12 protein-coding genes are annotated in these 13,866 nt (G+C 74.5%); 6 read left to right on the forward strand and 6 right to left on the reverse strand.

Translation table 11 applies throughout. The annotated features are described in order from the left end of the window. Nucleotides 1-203 (reverse strand): ricin-type beta-trefoil lectin domain protein (locus tag AB0L59_RS39715; protein ID WP_365592363.1); only part of this gene is annotated, 203 nt, incomplete at its 3' end. Between the two features lie 170 nt (nt 204-373). Between AB0L59_RS39715 and AB0L59_RS39720 the strand changes: the two genes are divergently transcribed. Further along, nucleotides 374-1,117: a methyltransferase domain-containing protein gene (locus AB0L59_RS39720; RefSeq protein WP_365592366.1), complete on the forward strand. Its 744-nt coding sequence runs from the start codon at nt 374-376 to the stop codon at nt 1,115-1,117. Nucleotides 1,118-1,120: 3 nt separating this feature from the next. Here AB0L59_RS39720 and AB0L59_RS39725 read toward each other — a convergent pair whose 3' ends face one another. After that, nucleotides 1,121-3,031 (reverse strand): ABC transporter ATP-binding protein, encoded by a 1,911-nt coding sequence (locus tag AB0L59_RS39725; protein ID WP_365592513.1) that lies wholly within the window; start codon nt 3,029-3,031, stop codon nt 1,121-1,123. 177 nt (nt 3,032-3,208) lie between these two features. On the opposite strand from AB0L59_RS39725, the gene AB0L59_RS39730 reads away from it, so the two are divergent. Both AB0L59_RS39730 and AB0L59_RS39735 read left to right on the forward strand, forming a co-directional pair. After that, entirely contained in the window at nt 3,209-4,183 is a 975-nt protein-coding gene (locus tag AB0L59_RS39730) for a lysylphosphatidylglycerol synthase transmembrane domain-containing protein (protein WP_365592368.1), read from the forward strand. A gap of 40 nt (nt 4,184-4,223) precedes the next feature. After that, the gene (locus AB0L59_RS39735; protein ID WP_365592371.1) at nt 4,224-4,988 is read left to right on the forward strand and encodes a crotonase/enoyl-CoA hydratase family protein; all 765 of its coding nucleotides are present in this window, start codon (nt 4,224-4,226) and stop codon (nt 4,986-4,988) included. Here AB0L59_RS39735 and AB0L59_RS39740 read toward each other — a convergent pair. From AB0L59_RS39740 to AB0L59_RS39755, 4 genes are read right to left on the reverse strand one after another with little or no spacing between them, the layout of a single operon-like run. Further along, entirely contained in the window at nt 4,975-5,256 is a 282-nt protein-coding gene (locus AB0L59_RS39740) for a hypothetical protein (protein ID WP_365592373.1), read from the reverse strand. The genes AB0L59_RS39735 and AB0L59_RS39740 overlap by 14 nt on opposite strands. A gap of 39 nt (nt 5,257-5,295) precedes the next feature. After that, nucleotides 5,296-6,831, reverse strand: coding sequence for an FAD-dependent oxidoreductase (locus AB0L59_RS39745; RefSeq protein ID WP_365592376.1), 1,536 nt, complete (start codon nt 6,829-6,831; stop codon nt 5,296-5,298). Then, on the reverse strand, nt 6,828-8,351 hold the full coding sequence (locus AB0L59_RS39750) for an FAD-dependent oxidoreductase (protein ID WP_365592379.1): 1,524 nt from the start codon (nt 8,349-8,351) through the stop codon (nt 6,828-6,830). Before AB0L59_RS39750 ends, AB0L59_RS39745 begins: the two co-directional genes overlap by 4 nt. Then, a complete protein-coding gene (locus tag AB0L59_RS39755; RefSeq protein WP_365592381.1) occupies nt 8,348-9,778 on the reverse strand; it encodes an FGGY family carbohydrate kinase in 1,431 nt (476 codons plus the stop codon). The genes AB0L59_RS39750 and AB0L59_RS39755 overlap by 4 nt, the downstream gene beginning before the upstream one ends. A gap of 252 nt (nt 9,779-10,030) precedes the next feature. Here AB0L59_RS39755 and AB0L59_RS39760 point away from each other — a divergent pair, with 252 nt between their 5' ends. From AB0L59_RS39760 to AB0L59_RS39770, 3 genes are all read left to right on the forward strand, one after another. Continuing rightward, nucleotides 10,031-11,011: a hypothetical protein gene (locus tag AB0L59_RS39760; protein WP_365592383.1), complete on the forward strand. Its 981-nt coding sequence runs from the start codon at nt 10,031-10,033 to the stop codon at nt 11,009-11,011. A gap of 44 nt (nt 11,012-11,055) precedes the next feature. Then, nucleotides 11,056-12,588, forward strand: a complete 1,533-nt coding sequence (locus tag AB0L59_RS39765; protein WP_365592386.1) for an amino acid permease — start codon at nt 11,056-11,058, stop codon at nt 12,586-12,588. A 179-nt stretch (nt 12,589-12,767) separates the two neighbouring features. Beyond that, the gene (locus AB0L59_RS39770) at nt 12,768-13,853 is read left to right on the forward strand and encodes a mechanosensitive ion channel family protein (RefSeq protein ID WP_365592389.1); all 1,086 of its coding nucleotides are present in this window, start codon (nt 12,768-12,770) and stop codon (nt 13,851-13,853) included. The last annotated feature ends 13 nt before the right edge of the window (nt 13,854-13,866 follow it).

Raw genomic sequence — 13,866 nt, forward strand, 5'->3', positions numbered from 1 at the left:
GTCCACTGCTGGGCGTTCGTGCCGTTGCAGTCGTAGAGCTGGACGGGCGTGCCGTCGGCGGAGTTGGCCCCGGCGACGTCGAGGCACTTGCCGGCAAGTCCGGTGATCGCGCCGGTGTCCGCCTGGGCGGGGGAGGCGGTGAGCAGTCCGGCGGAGAGCGCCAGTACGGACAGGGAGACTGCCGCGGGGAGAGGTCTGGCCATTGCGGGGGCGGCCTTTCGGGTGGGGGGTCGGCCAACACCGGTGAACACAGTGGGTGTTGGCTCATTGCAGGCTTTGTTTAAGGCGTGAAAATAAAGGTCCGGACCAGTGGAGTCAAGAGGCACGGCAGCAACTCGCGACGCATGCGCGGGCATCCGGTCATGATGGCCGGATGACCGACTACGACGACGAGGCCCGGGAGTACGACGCGTCCCGAGGCGGGGAACCGCGGGCCCGGGCGGCGGCGAAGGCCCTGCAGGAGCTGCTGCCACAGGCTCCCGGGACCGTGCTGGACCTGGCGCGCGGGACCGGCGTCGTGGCCAGGAGGCTGCGGCGGCCCGGGCGGACGGTGCTCGGCGTAGACCGCTCGGACGGCATGCTGGAGCTCGCGGCCCGGCGCGTGCCGCGCGGTGTGATCCGCGGGGATGCGACCCGGCTGCCCCTGAAGCCGGGCAGCGTGGACGCGATGGTGATCGTCTGGCTGCTCCGTCTGCTGCCCGATCCGACCGCCGTGCTCGCAGAGGCGGCCCGGGTGCTCAGGCCCGGCGCGGTCCTCGTCACCACCGTCGACAAGGACGACGCCTACTTCGTGCCGGACAGTGACATGGCCCGTATCACGGCCCACCTGCGGGAGCGGTACCGGTCCCGGGCTGCGGACGGCCGGACCCGGGTGCGCGACCGGGCGGACGCACACGGGCCGCGGCCGGCCGGCGAGACGGTGTTCCCCGGCGCCGGCCAGGGCCGCAGCCCGCGCCGCCGGCGCGAGGTCGTCGACTCGGGCCGGATACCGTGGTGCGCGCACGCCGAACCGGCACAGGTGGCGGAGCTGTGCCGCCGCCTCGCCGCCCCGCCGGAGCAGGACAGGGCCCGCCCGGACCCCCTCTACCGGCTCCTCGCGCTGGAGAAGACGCCGTGACGCTCAGGCCGACGGCACCTCGGCCGGCCGGACGCCCACCGCTTGCGGTGCCTCGGCGGCCCGCTCCGCGAACTGGGTGCGGTACAGCTCCGCGTACCGCCCCTCCGCAGCCAGGAGCGACGCGTGCGTGCCGCGTTCCACGATCCGGCCGGACTCCACGACCAGAATCTGGTCGGCGGCCCTGACCGTGGAGAGACGGTGGGCGATGACCACGGCCGTGCGCCCCTCCAGGGCCTCGGTGAGGGCTTCCTGGACGGCTGCTTCGGAGGTGTTGTCCAGGTGGGCGGTGGCCTCGTCCAGGATGACCACGCGCTGCCGGGCGAGCAGCAGCCGGGCGATGGTCATCCGCTGGCGTTCGCCCCCGGAGAGCCGGTAGCCGCGCTCACCGACGACCGTGTCCAGGCCGTCGGGCAGGGACCGCACGACCTCGGCGAGCCGGGCCCGGCCGAGGGCGTCCCAGAGGTCGTCGTCCGTGGCCCCGGGGCGGGCCAGCAGCAGGTTGGCCCGGACGGTGTCGTGGAAGAGGTGGCCGTCCTGGGTGACCATGCCGAGGGTGCCGCGCAGGGAGGCGGCCGTCAGGTCGCGCACGTCGACCCCGCCGATGCGGACGGCGCCCGCGTCGACGTCGTACAGGCGCGGCAGCAGCTGGGCGATGGTGGACTTGCCGGCGCCGGAGGAACCGACGAGGGCGACGGTCTCGCCGGGTGCGGCGCGGAAGGAGATGCCGTGCAGCACCTCGGAACCGCCGCGGGTGTCGAGCGCGGCGACCTCCTCCAGGGAGGCGAGGGAGACCTGGTCCGCGGACGGGTACGAGAAGCGGACGTCGTCGAACTCGACGGCGACCGGTCCTTCGGGGACCTCCCGGGCGTCCGGCTTCTCCTCGATGAGCGGCTCGAGATCCAGCACCTCGAAGACCCGCTCGAAGCTGACGAGGGCGCTCATCACCTCGACCCGGGCGCCGGCGAGCGCGGTGAGCGGGGCGTACAGGCGGGTCAGCAGCAGGGCGAGGGAGACGACCGCGCCGGCCTGCAGGGTGCCGTGCAGGGCGAACCAGCCGCCGAGGCCGTAGACGAGGGCCAGCGCGAGGGCGGAGACCAGGGTGAGGGAGGTGATGAAGACCGACTGGGCCGTGGCGGTACGGACGCCGATGTCCCGGACCCGGGCGGCACGGGCCGCGAACTCCGCCGACTCCTCCTCGGGGCGGCCGAACAGCTTCACGAGGGTGGCGCCGGGCGCCGAGAACCGCTCGGTCATCCGGGTGCCCATGGCCGCGTTCAGCGCCGCCGCCTCCCGCTGCATCCGGGCCATCCGGGTGCCCATGCGGCGGGCCGGCAGCACGAACACCGGCAGCAGCGCCAGCGCGAGCACGGTGATCTGCCAGGACAGGGTGAGCATCACCGCGAGGGTGAGCAGCAGCGTGACCAGGTTGCTGACCACACCGGACAGGGTGTTGGCGAACGCCCGCTGGGCACCGATCACGTCGTTGTTGAGACGGCTGACCAGCGCTCCCGTACGAGTCCGTGTGAAGAACGCGACGGGCATGCGCTGCACATGATCGAACACAGCCGTTCTGAGGTCGAGGATGAGTCCCTCCCCGAGCGTCGCCGACAGGCGCCGGCCGAGGATGCCGAGCCCCGCCTCCGCGAGCGCGACCAACGCGATGAGCAGGGAGAGCCGGACCACCGTGCCGGAGTCGTGCCCCGCCACGATCGCGTCGACGACGCGGCCGGCGAGCACGGGGGTGGCCACGGCGAGCAGTGCCGTCCCCACCCCGAGCAGTACGAAACGGACGATGCCCGCGCGGTGCGGGCGGGCGAAGGCGGCGATACGGCGCAGCGTGGCGCGGGCGAACGGGCGGCGCTCGGCCTGTGCGTTCATGACGCTGTGCAACTGCGTCCAGGCTGTGGTCTCCATGCTCATGGGGAGAAACGTAGAACCTCAAGCTTCGTTGAGGTCAAGGTCCGTCTCTTTTCACCCCCACCGGCGTCCCCCTCCCCCGAAGGCCCGCAGACCCCGATGACCACAGCCTGTAAACCGCCGTCCCCGTATCCGCCATCCGCCGTTGGGGCGGCACGGAAAACCTCTGCGGGTGTGACTGCCGTCCCGCTTCCCCCGCCGCCCCGGGGACGACTACCCCGTCGCGTCCCCGGCCGCCAGGTGCTGTGCCTGGTGCCGCTCGTGCTCGTCGCAGTGGTCGCCGTACGCAACCGCTCCCTGCTGGCCGAGGGCTTCGGGCAGTTGCGCACCGCCTCCTGGCCGTGGCTGCTCGCGGCCGTCGGCGCGACCTGTCTGACCTGGGTGGCCGCCGCGGTCACCCGGCAGGGCGCGGTGGTGCAGCCGTTGCCGAAGGGCCGGCTGCTTGCCACCCAGTTCGCGGCCGCCTCGGCCAACCACCTGTTGCCCACCGGCCTCGGCGCGGGCGCGGTGAACCTGCGCTTCATGACCGTGTGCGGGGTGCCCCTGGCCCGCTCCTCCGCCGCGCTCGCCCTGTATCTGCTGGCCGAGTCCGTGGGCCGGGTCGGTCTGCTGACGGCACTGCTGTTCGCGTTCCCCGACGCGCTGCGGCTCGGCCCCCTGCTGCCGGACGGCTCCGCGCTCCCGCTGCTGCTGGGGGCGGCCGGCCTGCTGGCGGTGGCGGCGGCGGTCACGGCGCTGGTACGACCGCTGCGCAGGCGCGTGTACGGGTTCGTGCGGGACGCCCTGGGCGAGGCGCGGTCGGTGCACACCCGGCCGGCCCGTGCCCTGGCCCTGTGGGGCGGCTCGCTGGCCTTCCCCGCGCTGCAGGCGGCCGGGCTCGCCGCCGTCGGCCAGGCGCTGCGGCTTCCGGTGCCGCCCGCGCACATGGCGCTCGCCTACCTCGCGGCGACGGTCGCGGTGGCGCTGGTGCCCACACCGGGCGGCCTGGGTTCGGTCGAGGCCGCGCTGATCGTTGCCCTGGTCGCGGTGGGCGGCCCGGCCGCGGTGGCCACGGCCGTGGTCCTGGCCTACCGGATCATCACCGTGTGGGTGCCGCTGCTGCCGGGGGCGCTGACGCTGGGGGCGCTGGTACGGCTCAAGGTCATCTGAGGCACAGTGGCCTTCCGCACCAGAAGAAGGAGGGTCTCCCATGCCGGTTCGCGTGGAGCGCGAGGGGTACGTCACCACGGTCGTCCTGTCCCGGCCGGAGGCCCGCAACGCGGTGGACGGGCCGACCGCCGCGGAACTCGCCGCCGCCTTCCGTGAGTTCGAGGCGGACGACGGTGCCCGGGTGGCGGTGCTGTGGGGTGAGGGCGGCACGTTCTGCGCGGGGGCGGACCTCAAGGCGATCGGCACGGAACGCGGCAACCGGGTGGCCGAGGACGGTGACGGGCCGATGGGACCGACCCGGATGCGGCTGTCGAAGCCGGTGATCGCCGCCGTCGCCGGGCACGCGGTGGCCGGCGGTCTGGAGCTGGCCCTGTGGTGCGATCTGCGGGTGGCGGAGGAGGACGCCGTCTTCGGGGTGTTCTGCCGCCGCTGGGGTGTGCCGCTGATCGACGGCGGCACGGTACGACTACCCCGGCTGATCGGCACCAGCCGGGCCATGGACATGATCCTCACCGGCCGCCCGGTGCCGGCCCGCGAGGCCCACGCGATGGGGCTCGCCAACCGCGTGGTGCCCGCCGGCCGGGCTCGCGCCGAGGCCGAGGCGCTGGCCGCGGGCATCGCCCGCTTCCCGCAGGCCTGCCTGCGCAGCGACCGCGCGTCGGTTCTCGACCAGGAGGGGCTGGACGAGGAGACGGCACTGCGCGGCGAGCTCGGGCACGGTGTGGTCGTGCTGGCGCGGAGCGCGGAGGGCGCCGCCCGGTTCGCCTCCGGTGCCGGGCGGCACGGGTCGTTCACGGATCTGTGAGCCGCGCCGGCAGGCCCTGCTCCTCCGGCAGCCCGGCGTAGGCGCGCAGGGGGTTGCGCAGGGTGGGCAGGCCCCAGGCGCGCACGGTGGTCCAGAGGTTCACCCACTGCCCGGTCTCGGTGTCGAGTCCGGCGAGCACCCGCACCAGGCGCCGCCGCCGTTCGCCCGGCTCCCCGAACGCCCCGCACCCGGCCGGTACCGGTCCGCCGAACGCCGGCCGCAGCGCGGCCTCGGCGACCGGGAAGGACGCCGGGCCCGAGGTGGTCACGTTCGGCACGGTGGCACATGGCACGGACAGCCGGTCCACTCAGCCCACGCTCACCCGCACCTCGCCGCCCCGCGGATCGGGCCGTCCCGTCCAGCGCCCGGTGAGGGTCAGGGTGCGGTTCGGCAGCGCGGTCCCGAGCTGCGGCCGTTCGCGGTGCAGGAGCCGGCCGTCCTGGTGGACCCGGAGGACCGGCCGGGCGAGCGGGGCGCCGGTGCGCAGGACGTAACGGGCGGGTGGGCCGGCCGGGGTGAGACGGTTCGGGGCGATCCAGCGCAGCGGCGCCTCGACGACGAGCGGCACTCCGGGGTCCGGCCAGGGGGTGCCCGTCAGGAAGGCCAGGACGGCACCGGCCGCACTGGCTCCCTCGGCGGCCGCCGTGCGGGCGCGCTCGGCGGCGTGCAGGACGTTGCCGGCGGCGAAGACTCCCCGGCGCGTGGTGTGCAGGGCACCGTCGACGGAGGGGCCGCGCGTGCCGGGGTCCAGGGCGAGGGCGCCGCGGCGGGCGAGTTCGTGGTCGGGGACGAAGTCGCCGGTGAACACGACGGTGTCGCAGCCGAGGACGGCCGTGCGGCCGTCCCGGTGCCGGACGCGGACACCGGACAGGCGGCCATGGCCGAGGAGTTCGGTGACCGTGGTGTGCGTCAGCAGCGGAATGCGGTCGTACAGCCGGGCCGACCGCGCGCGGGACCGGCCGGTCTGGGCCCGCGGGTGTTCCGTGAGCAGGGCGACGACCTCGGCGCCGGCGGCGCGCACGGTGGCGGCCGCCGCGTACGAGACGTCCTCGGCGCCGACGACGACGGCCCGGGTGCCGATGTGCTGCCCGAACAGATGGACCGCCTGCTGGAGTTCGCCGGTGGTGTAGACGCCCGCGGGCCGGGTGCCGGGCACCAGCCGTGCGGTGCGCGGGCGTTCGCGGGCACCTGTGGCCAGCACGACGGCCCGTGCCTCGATGGTCTCGGGCCCGTCCCGGCCGACGGTGCACAGCACCGGACCGCCGCCGGGGCCGACGGCAACGGACACCGGCCCCCCACCGGAGCCGGCGGAGGCCGCGTTCCCCGCCCCGCCCGGGCCGGTCCCGGCAGCGCCCGCCCCCGCGGGCCGACCGTTTCCCGCAGCACCCGCCCACGCGGTCCCGCCGGTTCCCGCGGGCGCAGCCGGGAAAGCTCCGGCCCCGCCCCGCTCCGCGGAGCCCGGCCCCGCAGCGGACGCGCCTTCCGCCGGGTCCGCACCTCCCGGCCCCGCCCCGAAGACCCCGGTCACCGACGGATCCCGGTCCTCGCCCGCCACCGGCGGCGCGGCCTGCGCCCAGTCCAGGACCGTCACCCCGGTGCGGATCACCGCGCCCGCCCGCTCGGCGGCCCCGGTCAGCAGGCGGCCGTACTCCGTGCCGGTCAGCGGACGCGCCCATGTGCCGAATCCGCCGTGCGCGCAGTGCCGGGGGACGCCGCCCGCCTCGGCCTCCCGCTCCAGCACCTCCACGCGCCCCGCACCGGCGGCGGCCAGCCGGGCGGCGGCCGCGAGTCCGGCGGGGCCGGCACCGACGACGAGGACGTCGACACGGCGTACGTCTGTCAAGGCCGCCCCCTTCCGAACGGCTTCCGGCGAAGCGCCGGTTCCTCCGCGGACGGTTCCCGTCGCGCCCGCCCTCCGCCGGACGGGTCGCCGGCGGCCGGGTCCGGTGCCGCCGGGCCGGCCTTCGGAAGACCACGCTCGAACAGCTCCCGTACCGCCGCGCCGCAGGAGAACCCCTGGCACCGGCCCGCGCGAGCCCGGGTGCGGCGGCGCAGGCCCTCCAGGGTGCGGGGCGGGATCGTGGCGGCCAGGGCGTCGCGGATCTCTCCTCTGGAGACGCGTTCGCAGTGGCAGACGAGGGTGCCGTACTCGGGGTCCGCGGCGATGAGTTCGGCCCGCTGGTAGGGGCGTGGGAAGGCCTCGCCGAGGTTGGGCATGGTCACCGGCTCGGGCTCGCGCACCGGGCCGAGGTCGAGTCCGGCGCCGGCCAGCAGGCCCGTGACATGGGCGGCGATGGCCATCGAGGCGGTCAGGCCGGTGGAGCGGATGCCGCCGACGGTGACGTACGCCTGCTCGGGGTGGGCGGCGATGCGGTAGTCCTCCTGTCCGGTGGCCGCGCGCAGCCCGGCGTAGACGGCGGTGACCTCCTCGTCGAGCAGCGCGGGGAGGATACGGCGGCCCTTGTCCCTGAGGCCGGCGAGGCCCTCCGCGGTGGAGCCGGTGGCGCGCTTGTCGTCCAGGTTCTCGGCGGTGGGACCGAGCAGGACGTTGCCATAGACGGTGGGCGCGACCAGGACTCCCTTGCCGAGCGCGGTCGGGACGGGCAGGAGGATGTGCCGGACGAGCGGGCGGGCCGCTTTGTCGTGCACGATGAGCTGGCCGCGGCGCGGGGTGACGGTGAAGTCCTCGTGACCGAGCAGCCGGTCGACGGAGTCGGCGTGCAGTCCGGCCGCGTTGACCAGGTGGCGGGCGCGCAGGGGGCCGCGGGAGGTGCGCAGCAGATGGCCCTCGCCCCACCTCACCTGCTCCACCGCGGTGTTCAGGTGCAGGTCCACTCCGGAGCGGACCGCCTGGGTGGCGTAGGCCAGGGTCGTCGTCCAGGGGCAGATGATGCTCTCGCCCGGCACGTGCAGCGCGCCGAGCGCTCCGGGACCGAGGTGCGGTTCGCGGGCGTACAGCTCCTCGGGACCCACCAGGCCGGTCTCGTGGTAGCCGTTGCGCTCGGCCTTCTCGGCCAGCCGGGGCAGCGCGGCCAGCTGCTCCTCGTCCCAGGCGACCAGCAGGGCGCCGACGCGTTCGACGGGGATGCCGGACGCGGCCGCGTAGGCGCCGAGCAGGGCGTGGCCCTCGCGCACCAACCGGGCCTCCAGGGTCCCGGGGACGGCGTCGAAACCGGTGTGCAGGATCGCGGTGTTGGCCTTGGAGGTGCCCTGTCCCACGTCGTCCTGGGCCTCGGCCAGGGCGACGCTCAGACGCGGGTGGCGGGCGAGTTCGCGGGCGACGGCGCAGCCGACGACGCCGGCACCGACGATCACCACGTCGTACGTCCGGGTGGGCAGCGGGCCTTCCGCGGTGACGGTCATGAGTCGAGCAGGGCCTCGACGGCGGTACGGAAGCGGGCGCGGCGCTCGGCGGCCTGGTCGGCGGTGATGCGGGGCGTGAACACGGCGGCGGGCTTCCAGTCGGGCAGGGCCTGTTCGAGGCCCAGGGTACGGTCCGCGCCGAGTCGGGCGAGGGCGGCCGCGCCGAGTGCGGTCGCGTCGGGCAGCGCGGAGACCTCGACCGGGCGTTGCAGCAAATCGGCCTGTGTCTGCAGGAGCAGGGCGGAGCGGGTCAGGCCGCCGTCGACGCGGAGCGTGTCCAGCGGGGAGCCGAGGTCGGCGGCGGCCGCGTCGGCGAGTTCGGCGACCTGGGCGGCGATGCCCTCGCACAGGGCCCGCACGAGGTGGCCTGCGGTGGTGTCGAGGCCGAGTCCGGTGAGCGAGCCGCGCAGGTCGCCGCGCCACCAGGGGGCGGCGAGTCCTGCGAGGGCGGGGACGAAGGTGACGCCGCCGCTGTCGGGGACGGCCCCACCGACGCGGTCGAGGTCGGCGGCGCGGGAGATGACCCCGAGGTCGGTGAGCCAGCGGACGGCGGAGGCGGCGGTGTAGACCTGGCCGTCCAGGCAGTAGGCGGTGGCCGCGCCGAACCGCCAGGCCACGCAGGCGACCAGGCCGCGGTCGCCGCGCCGCGGACGGTCGCCGGTGTGCGCGAGCAGGAACGCTCCCGTGCCGTAGGTGCACTTGGCGGCGCCGGGCGCCGTGACGCGCTGGGCGAGCAGGGCGGCCTGCTGGTCGACGATCAGTCCGGTGAGCGGGATCTCGCGGCCGAACGCCGTGGTCGTGCCCACAAGTTGGGCGTTGTCGGCCGTCTCCGGGAGCCGTTCGTCCGCCAGGCCGTACAGCTCCAGCGCCCTCGGCGACCACTGCGCGCGGTCCAGGTCGAGGAGCTGGGTGCGGCCGGCGGTGGCGGCGTCGGTGGCGAAGGCGCCGGTGAGGCGGTGGACCAGCCAGGCGTCGGAGGTGGTGACGACGCCGTCGCGGGTGAGGTGGCGGCGGATCCAGGCCATCTTGGGCGCGGCGAAGTACGGGTCGAGGGGCAGTCCGGTCAGCTGCCGCAACTCCTCGGCGTGCCCGGCGAGTTCGGCGCACACGGTCTCGGCGCGCCGGTCCTGCCACACCAGGGCGTCGGTGAGCGGGCGGCCGGTTGCGGGGTCCCAGGCGAGGACGGTCTCGCCCTGGTTGGCCAGGCCCAGCGCCACGACGTCCTCGCCGGCCTCGGCGAGCGCCTGCCGACCGGCGCCGACGACGGAGTCGTACAGCTCGGCGGGGTCCACCTCGACCAGGCCGCCGGGCCGGTACCGGGGGCGGACCTCCGCGAAGCCGGTGCCCAGGACGCCGCGCTCCGGGCAGACCACGAGGGCCTTGGTGCCGGACGTGCCCTGGTCGACGGCGAGCACCGCAGCCGTCATCGCGCCGTCCCCCGCTCCGCACCGAAGATCACCGCGTCAGCCTGCCGCCGTGGCGTACCCGGCGTCAAGCTTCCGCGGATATCCAACTTGCCTGAATAAACGGTTGAGTTGGCAACAATGGCACGCCGCAATCCGCACCTCTATAGTGACCGCCGACCAGCGCGCCACACCTCGATCGCCGCCCACAGGAGGGCTGTTGCCACGCCACCCCGCCAGCTCGCCCGCGTGCCAGTGGCCCGGGGCCGACGGCTGATGGCCGGAGAAGGACCCCGTCCCTCCTACGACCCCGCCGGCCCGGACAACTCCCTGCGGGCCGCGCTCCAGGATCTGCGCACCGGCCGCTGGATGGCCATGCGCGCGCTGCTCGCGGACACCGCGCCCGGGTGGCAGTGGACCCAGCGCACCCAGGTCCTCGCGGCGGCGGCCGCCGGCACCGACGTGGTGCGCGCCTGGCTCGTGGAGGAGCCGGGCAGCGTGCACGCCGCGGTGATGCACGCGCGGGTCGGCGTGGAGCGGGCGCTGCGGGCCCAGCGGGAGAAGCACCTGCGCACCCACGAGTTGTGGATCGAGGCCTGGGACGCCGCCCAGTCCGCCACCCGGATCGCGCCACGCGACCCGGTGCCCTGGGTGTGTCTGCTGGCACTGGCCCAGCTCGACCCGGAGCAGCGCTGGGAGGAGCACCGGGCGCCCGCGCCCGAGCCGATGCTCCCACCGGGTCCGTGGGGGCTCCTGGCCGAGGCCGGCCGCCGCGACCCGCACAACCGTGAGGCCCACCACCGGATGCTCCAGTTCCTGTACGTGCGCGGCGGTTCGGGCCGGCTCGCGGAGGCGGCCGGCTATGCGCAGTGGGCCGCCGGGCGGGCCCCGGCCGGTTCCGCGCTGCATGTGCTGCCGCTGTACGTGCGGGTCGAGCGCTACCGGCGTGACAGCGGGCACGACGCGGCGCTCGACCTGCACTGGGTGGCGGAGGACGCGGCCCGCGAGGCGCGGCGCGCCCTGCGCTCCTGGTTCGAGCACACCCAGGGTGCCGAGCGATCGCTGCTGGACCTCAACCACCTGGCCCACGCCCTGTGGGGTTCACTGCAGTTCCCCGACGCCTCGCGGGTGTTCGACGCCATCGGCCCGTACTTCACGCCCCCGCCCTGGATGTACCGCACGTCCGACCGCGCCCGCGCCGTGGAGGTCTTCAGCCAGGCCCGGGACCGCTGCCGGGCGGCCGCGGACGGCCCCTGAACGCGCCCTGTCCCTCAGCCCCTCGACCCGGAGGTTTCCCCCGCATGTCCCCCACCCCCGATCCCTCGCCCGCCGCGGGCCTGCCCCAGCAGGACGAGGAGCGGCGTCTGCGCGAACTCGGCTACCGGCCGGTGCTGGCCCGCCGCATGGGCGGCTTCGGCAACTTCGCGATCAGCTTCTCGGTGATCTCCATCCTGTCCGGCTGCATGACCCTGTACGGCTTCGGCCTGAACACCGGCGGCCCCGCCGTGATGCTGTGGGGCTGGGCGGGCGTCGGCCTGTTCGTGCTGTGCGTGGGCCTCGCGCTCGCCGAGGTCACCAGCGCCTATCCGACCTCCGGCGCGCTGTACTACATGGCGGACCGGCTCGGCGGCCGGCGCTGGGGCTGGTACACCGGCTGGCTGAATCTGCTCGGTCTGCTCGGCGCGATCGCCGGCATCGACTACGGCGCCGCGCTGTTCACCGGTGCGTTCGCGAACCTCCAGTGGGGCTTCGAACCGACGCCCGGCAGGACCATGCTGATCTTCTGCGCCATCCTGCTGCTGCACGCGGTGCTGAACCTGTTCGGCGTCCGCCTGGTGAGCCTGCTCAACTCGGTCAGCGTGTGGTGGCATCTGGCGGGTGTCGCGGTCATCGTCGGCGCGCTCGCGATCGTCCCCGACCACCACCAGTCGGCGTCCTTCGTGTTCACCAAGTTCGTCAACGAGACGGGCTGGCACAACCCCGTCTACGTGGCGGCGATCGGCCTGCTGCTCGCGCAGTACACCTTCTCCGGCTACGACGCCTCCGCGCACCTGTCGGAGGAGACCTCGCAGGCCTCGGTGTCCGCGGCGCGCGGCATCGTGCGGTCCATCTGGGTCTCCTGGATCGCCGGCTTCGTGCTGCTGGCCGGCCTGACCTTCGCCATCCAGGACTACGACGCCACACGCACCACCGCCACCGGTGTGCCGCCCGCGCAGATCCTGCTCGACGGCCTCGGCACCGGCGGCGCCAGCGCGCTGCTCCTGGTGGTGATCATCGCGCAGCTGTTCTGCGGCAACGCCGAGGTCGCCGCGGCCAGCCGGATGGTGTTCGCGTTCAGCCGCGACGGCGCGCTGCCCGGCTCGCACCTGTGGCGCACGGTGAGCAGCCGCACCCAGACCCCGGTCGCCGCCGTGTGGCTGGCCGTCGTCGTCGCCGGTGTCCTCGCCCTGCCGTCGCTGTACTCGGCGACCGCGTACAACGCCGTGACCGCCATCAACGTCATCGGCATCACCCCCGCCTACGCGATCCCCGTGCTGCTGCGGCTGCGCGCGGGGGACCGCTTCCGGCCGGGGCCATGGCATCTGGGCCGCTGGAGCAGGCCGATCGGCTGGATCGCGGTGGTCTGGGTGGCCTGTGTGACCGTGCTGTTCTGCCTGCCCCAGGCCTCGCCGGTCACCGTGGACACCATGAACTACGCGTCGGTGGCGCTCGCCGTCGTCCTGGTCCTCGCGAGCGTCTGGTGGTACGTCGCCCGCCGCTCGTACGGCACCCCGACCGCCGCCGCGTACGGCAGCGACCGCGACCAGGCCGAACTCGCGGAGGGCATCGTCTGAACGACCTGCCCGAGGCGCCGGTCCGGGTGCGAACAGGCGTTCCGGATACGGCAGGATGAACGATCGCGCCGTCACCGGAGTTCCTCCGGCCGGCGCGATCGCCATTCCGCACATCGAGCAGGTGACAACGTGACGACACTCCACGACTCCGCAGCAGGCGCGCGCTTGGGAGGTGACCGGTGAACCGCGCGATGACCCTCGACGACCTCGTCCTCGCCGGCATCTCCCTCGCGGCGGGCCTGCTGCTCGCCTTCCTGTCCCGCACGCTGCTGCGCTGGCTCGCGAAGCACGCCAAGCGGACCCGCTGGAGCGGGGACGACGTCATCGTGGACGCGCTGCGCTCGGTCGTGCCGTGGGCGGCGATAGCGGGCGGCGCGGCGGCGGCCGCCGCGGTGCTGCCGCTCACGCGGACCGTGCAGCACCACACCGACCAGATCCTCGAGGTGTGGCTGATCTTCGTGGTGACGCTGTCCGCGGCCCGGGTGATCGCCGGTCTGGTACGTACGGTCACCCAGTCCCGCTCGGGCGTGGCGGGCTCGGCGACCATCTTCGTCAACATCACCCGGGTGCTGGTCCTGGCGATCGGCTTCCTGGTCGTCCTGCAGACGCTCGGCATCTCCATCGCGCCGCTGCTGACCGCCCTGGGCGTCGGCGGTCTGGCGGTCGCCCTCGCCCTGCAGGACACGCTCGCCAACCTCTTCGCGGGCATCCACATCCTGGCCTCGAAGACCGTCCAGCCGGGCGACTACATCCGTCTCGGCAGCGGCGAGGAGGGGTACGTCGTCGACATCAACTGGCGCCAGACGACGGTCCGCCAGCTCTCCAACAACCTGGTGGTCATCCCCAACAGCCAGCTCGCCAAGGCCAACATGACCAACTACACCCACCCCGAGCAGCGGTTGACGGTCCTGGTGCAGGTCGGGGTGGGCTACGACGCCGACCTGGAGCACGTGGAGCGGGTGACGGCGGAGGTCGTCGCGCAGACCATGCGGGAGGTCGAGGGCGCCGTCCCGGACCACGAGCCCGCCGTCCGCTTCCACACCTTCGGCGACTCCCGCATCGGCTTCACGGTGATCCTCGGCGTCGGCGAGTTCAGCGACCAGTACCGCATCAAGCACGAGTTCATCAAGCGCCTCCACCGCCGCTACCGCGAGGAGGGCATCCGCATCCCGGCCCCGGCCCGCACGGTGGCGCTCCAGCAGGGGGCGGTGGTGATTCCGCAGCAGCGCAGCGGGGAGGACGTCGTCCCGGGGGGCGCCGGGTAGCCCGTATGCTCGA

The organism is Streptomyces sp. NPDC052109 (genome assembly GCF_040680195.1).
Lineage (GTDB): Bacteria > Actinomycetota > Actinomycetes > Streptomycetales > Streptomycetaceae > Streptomyces.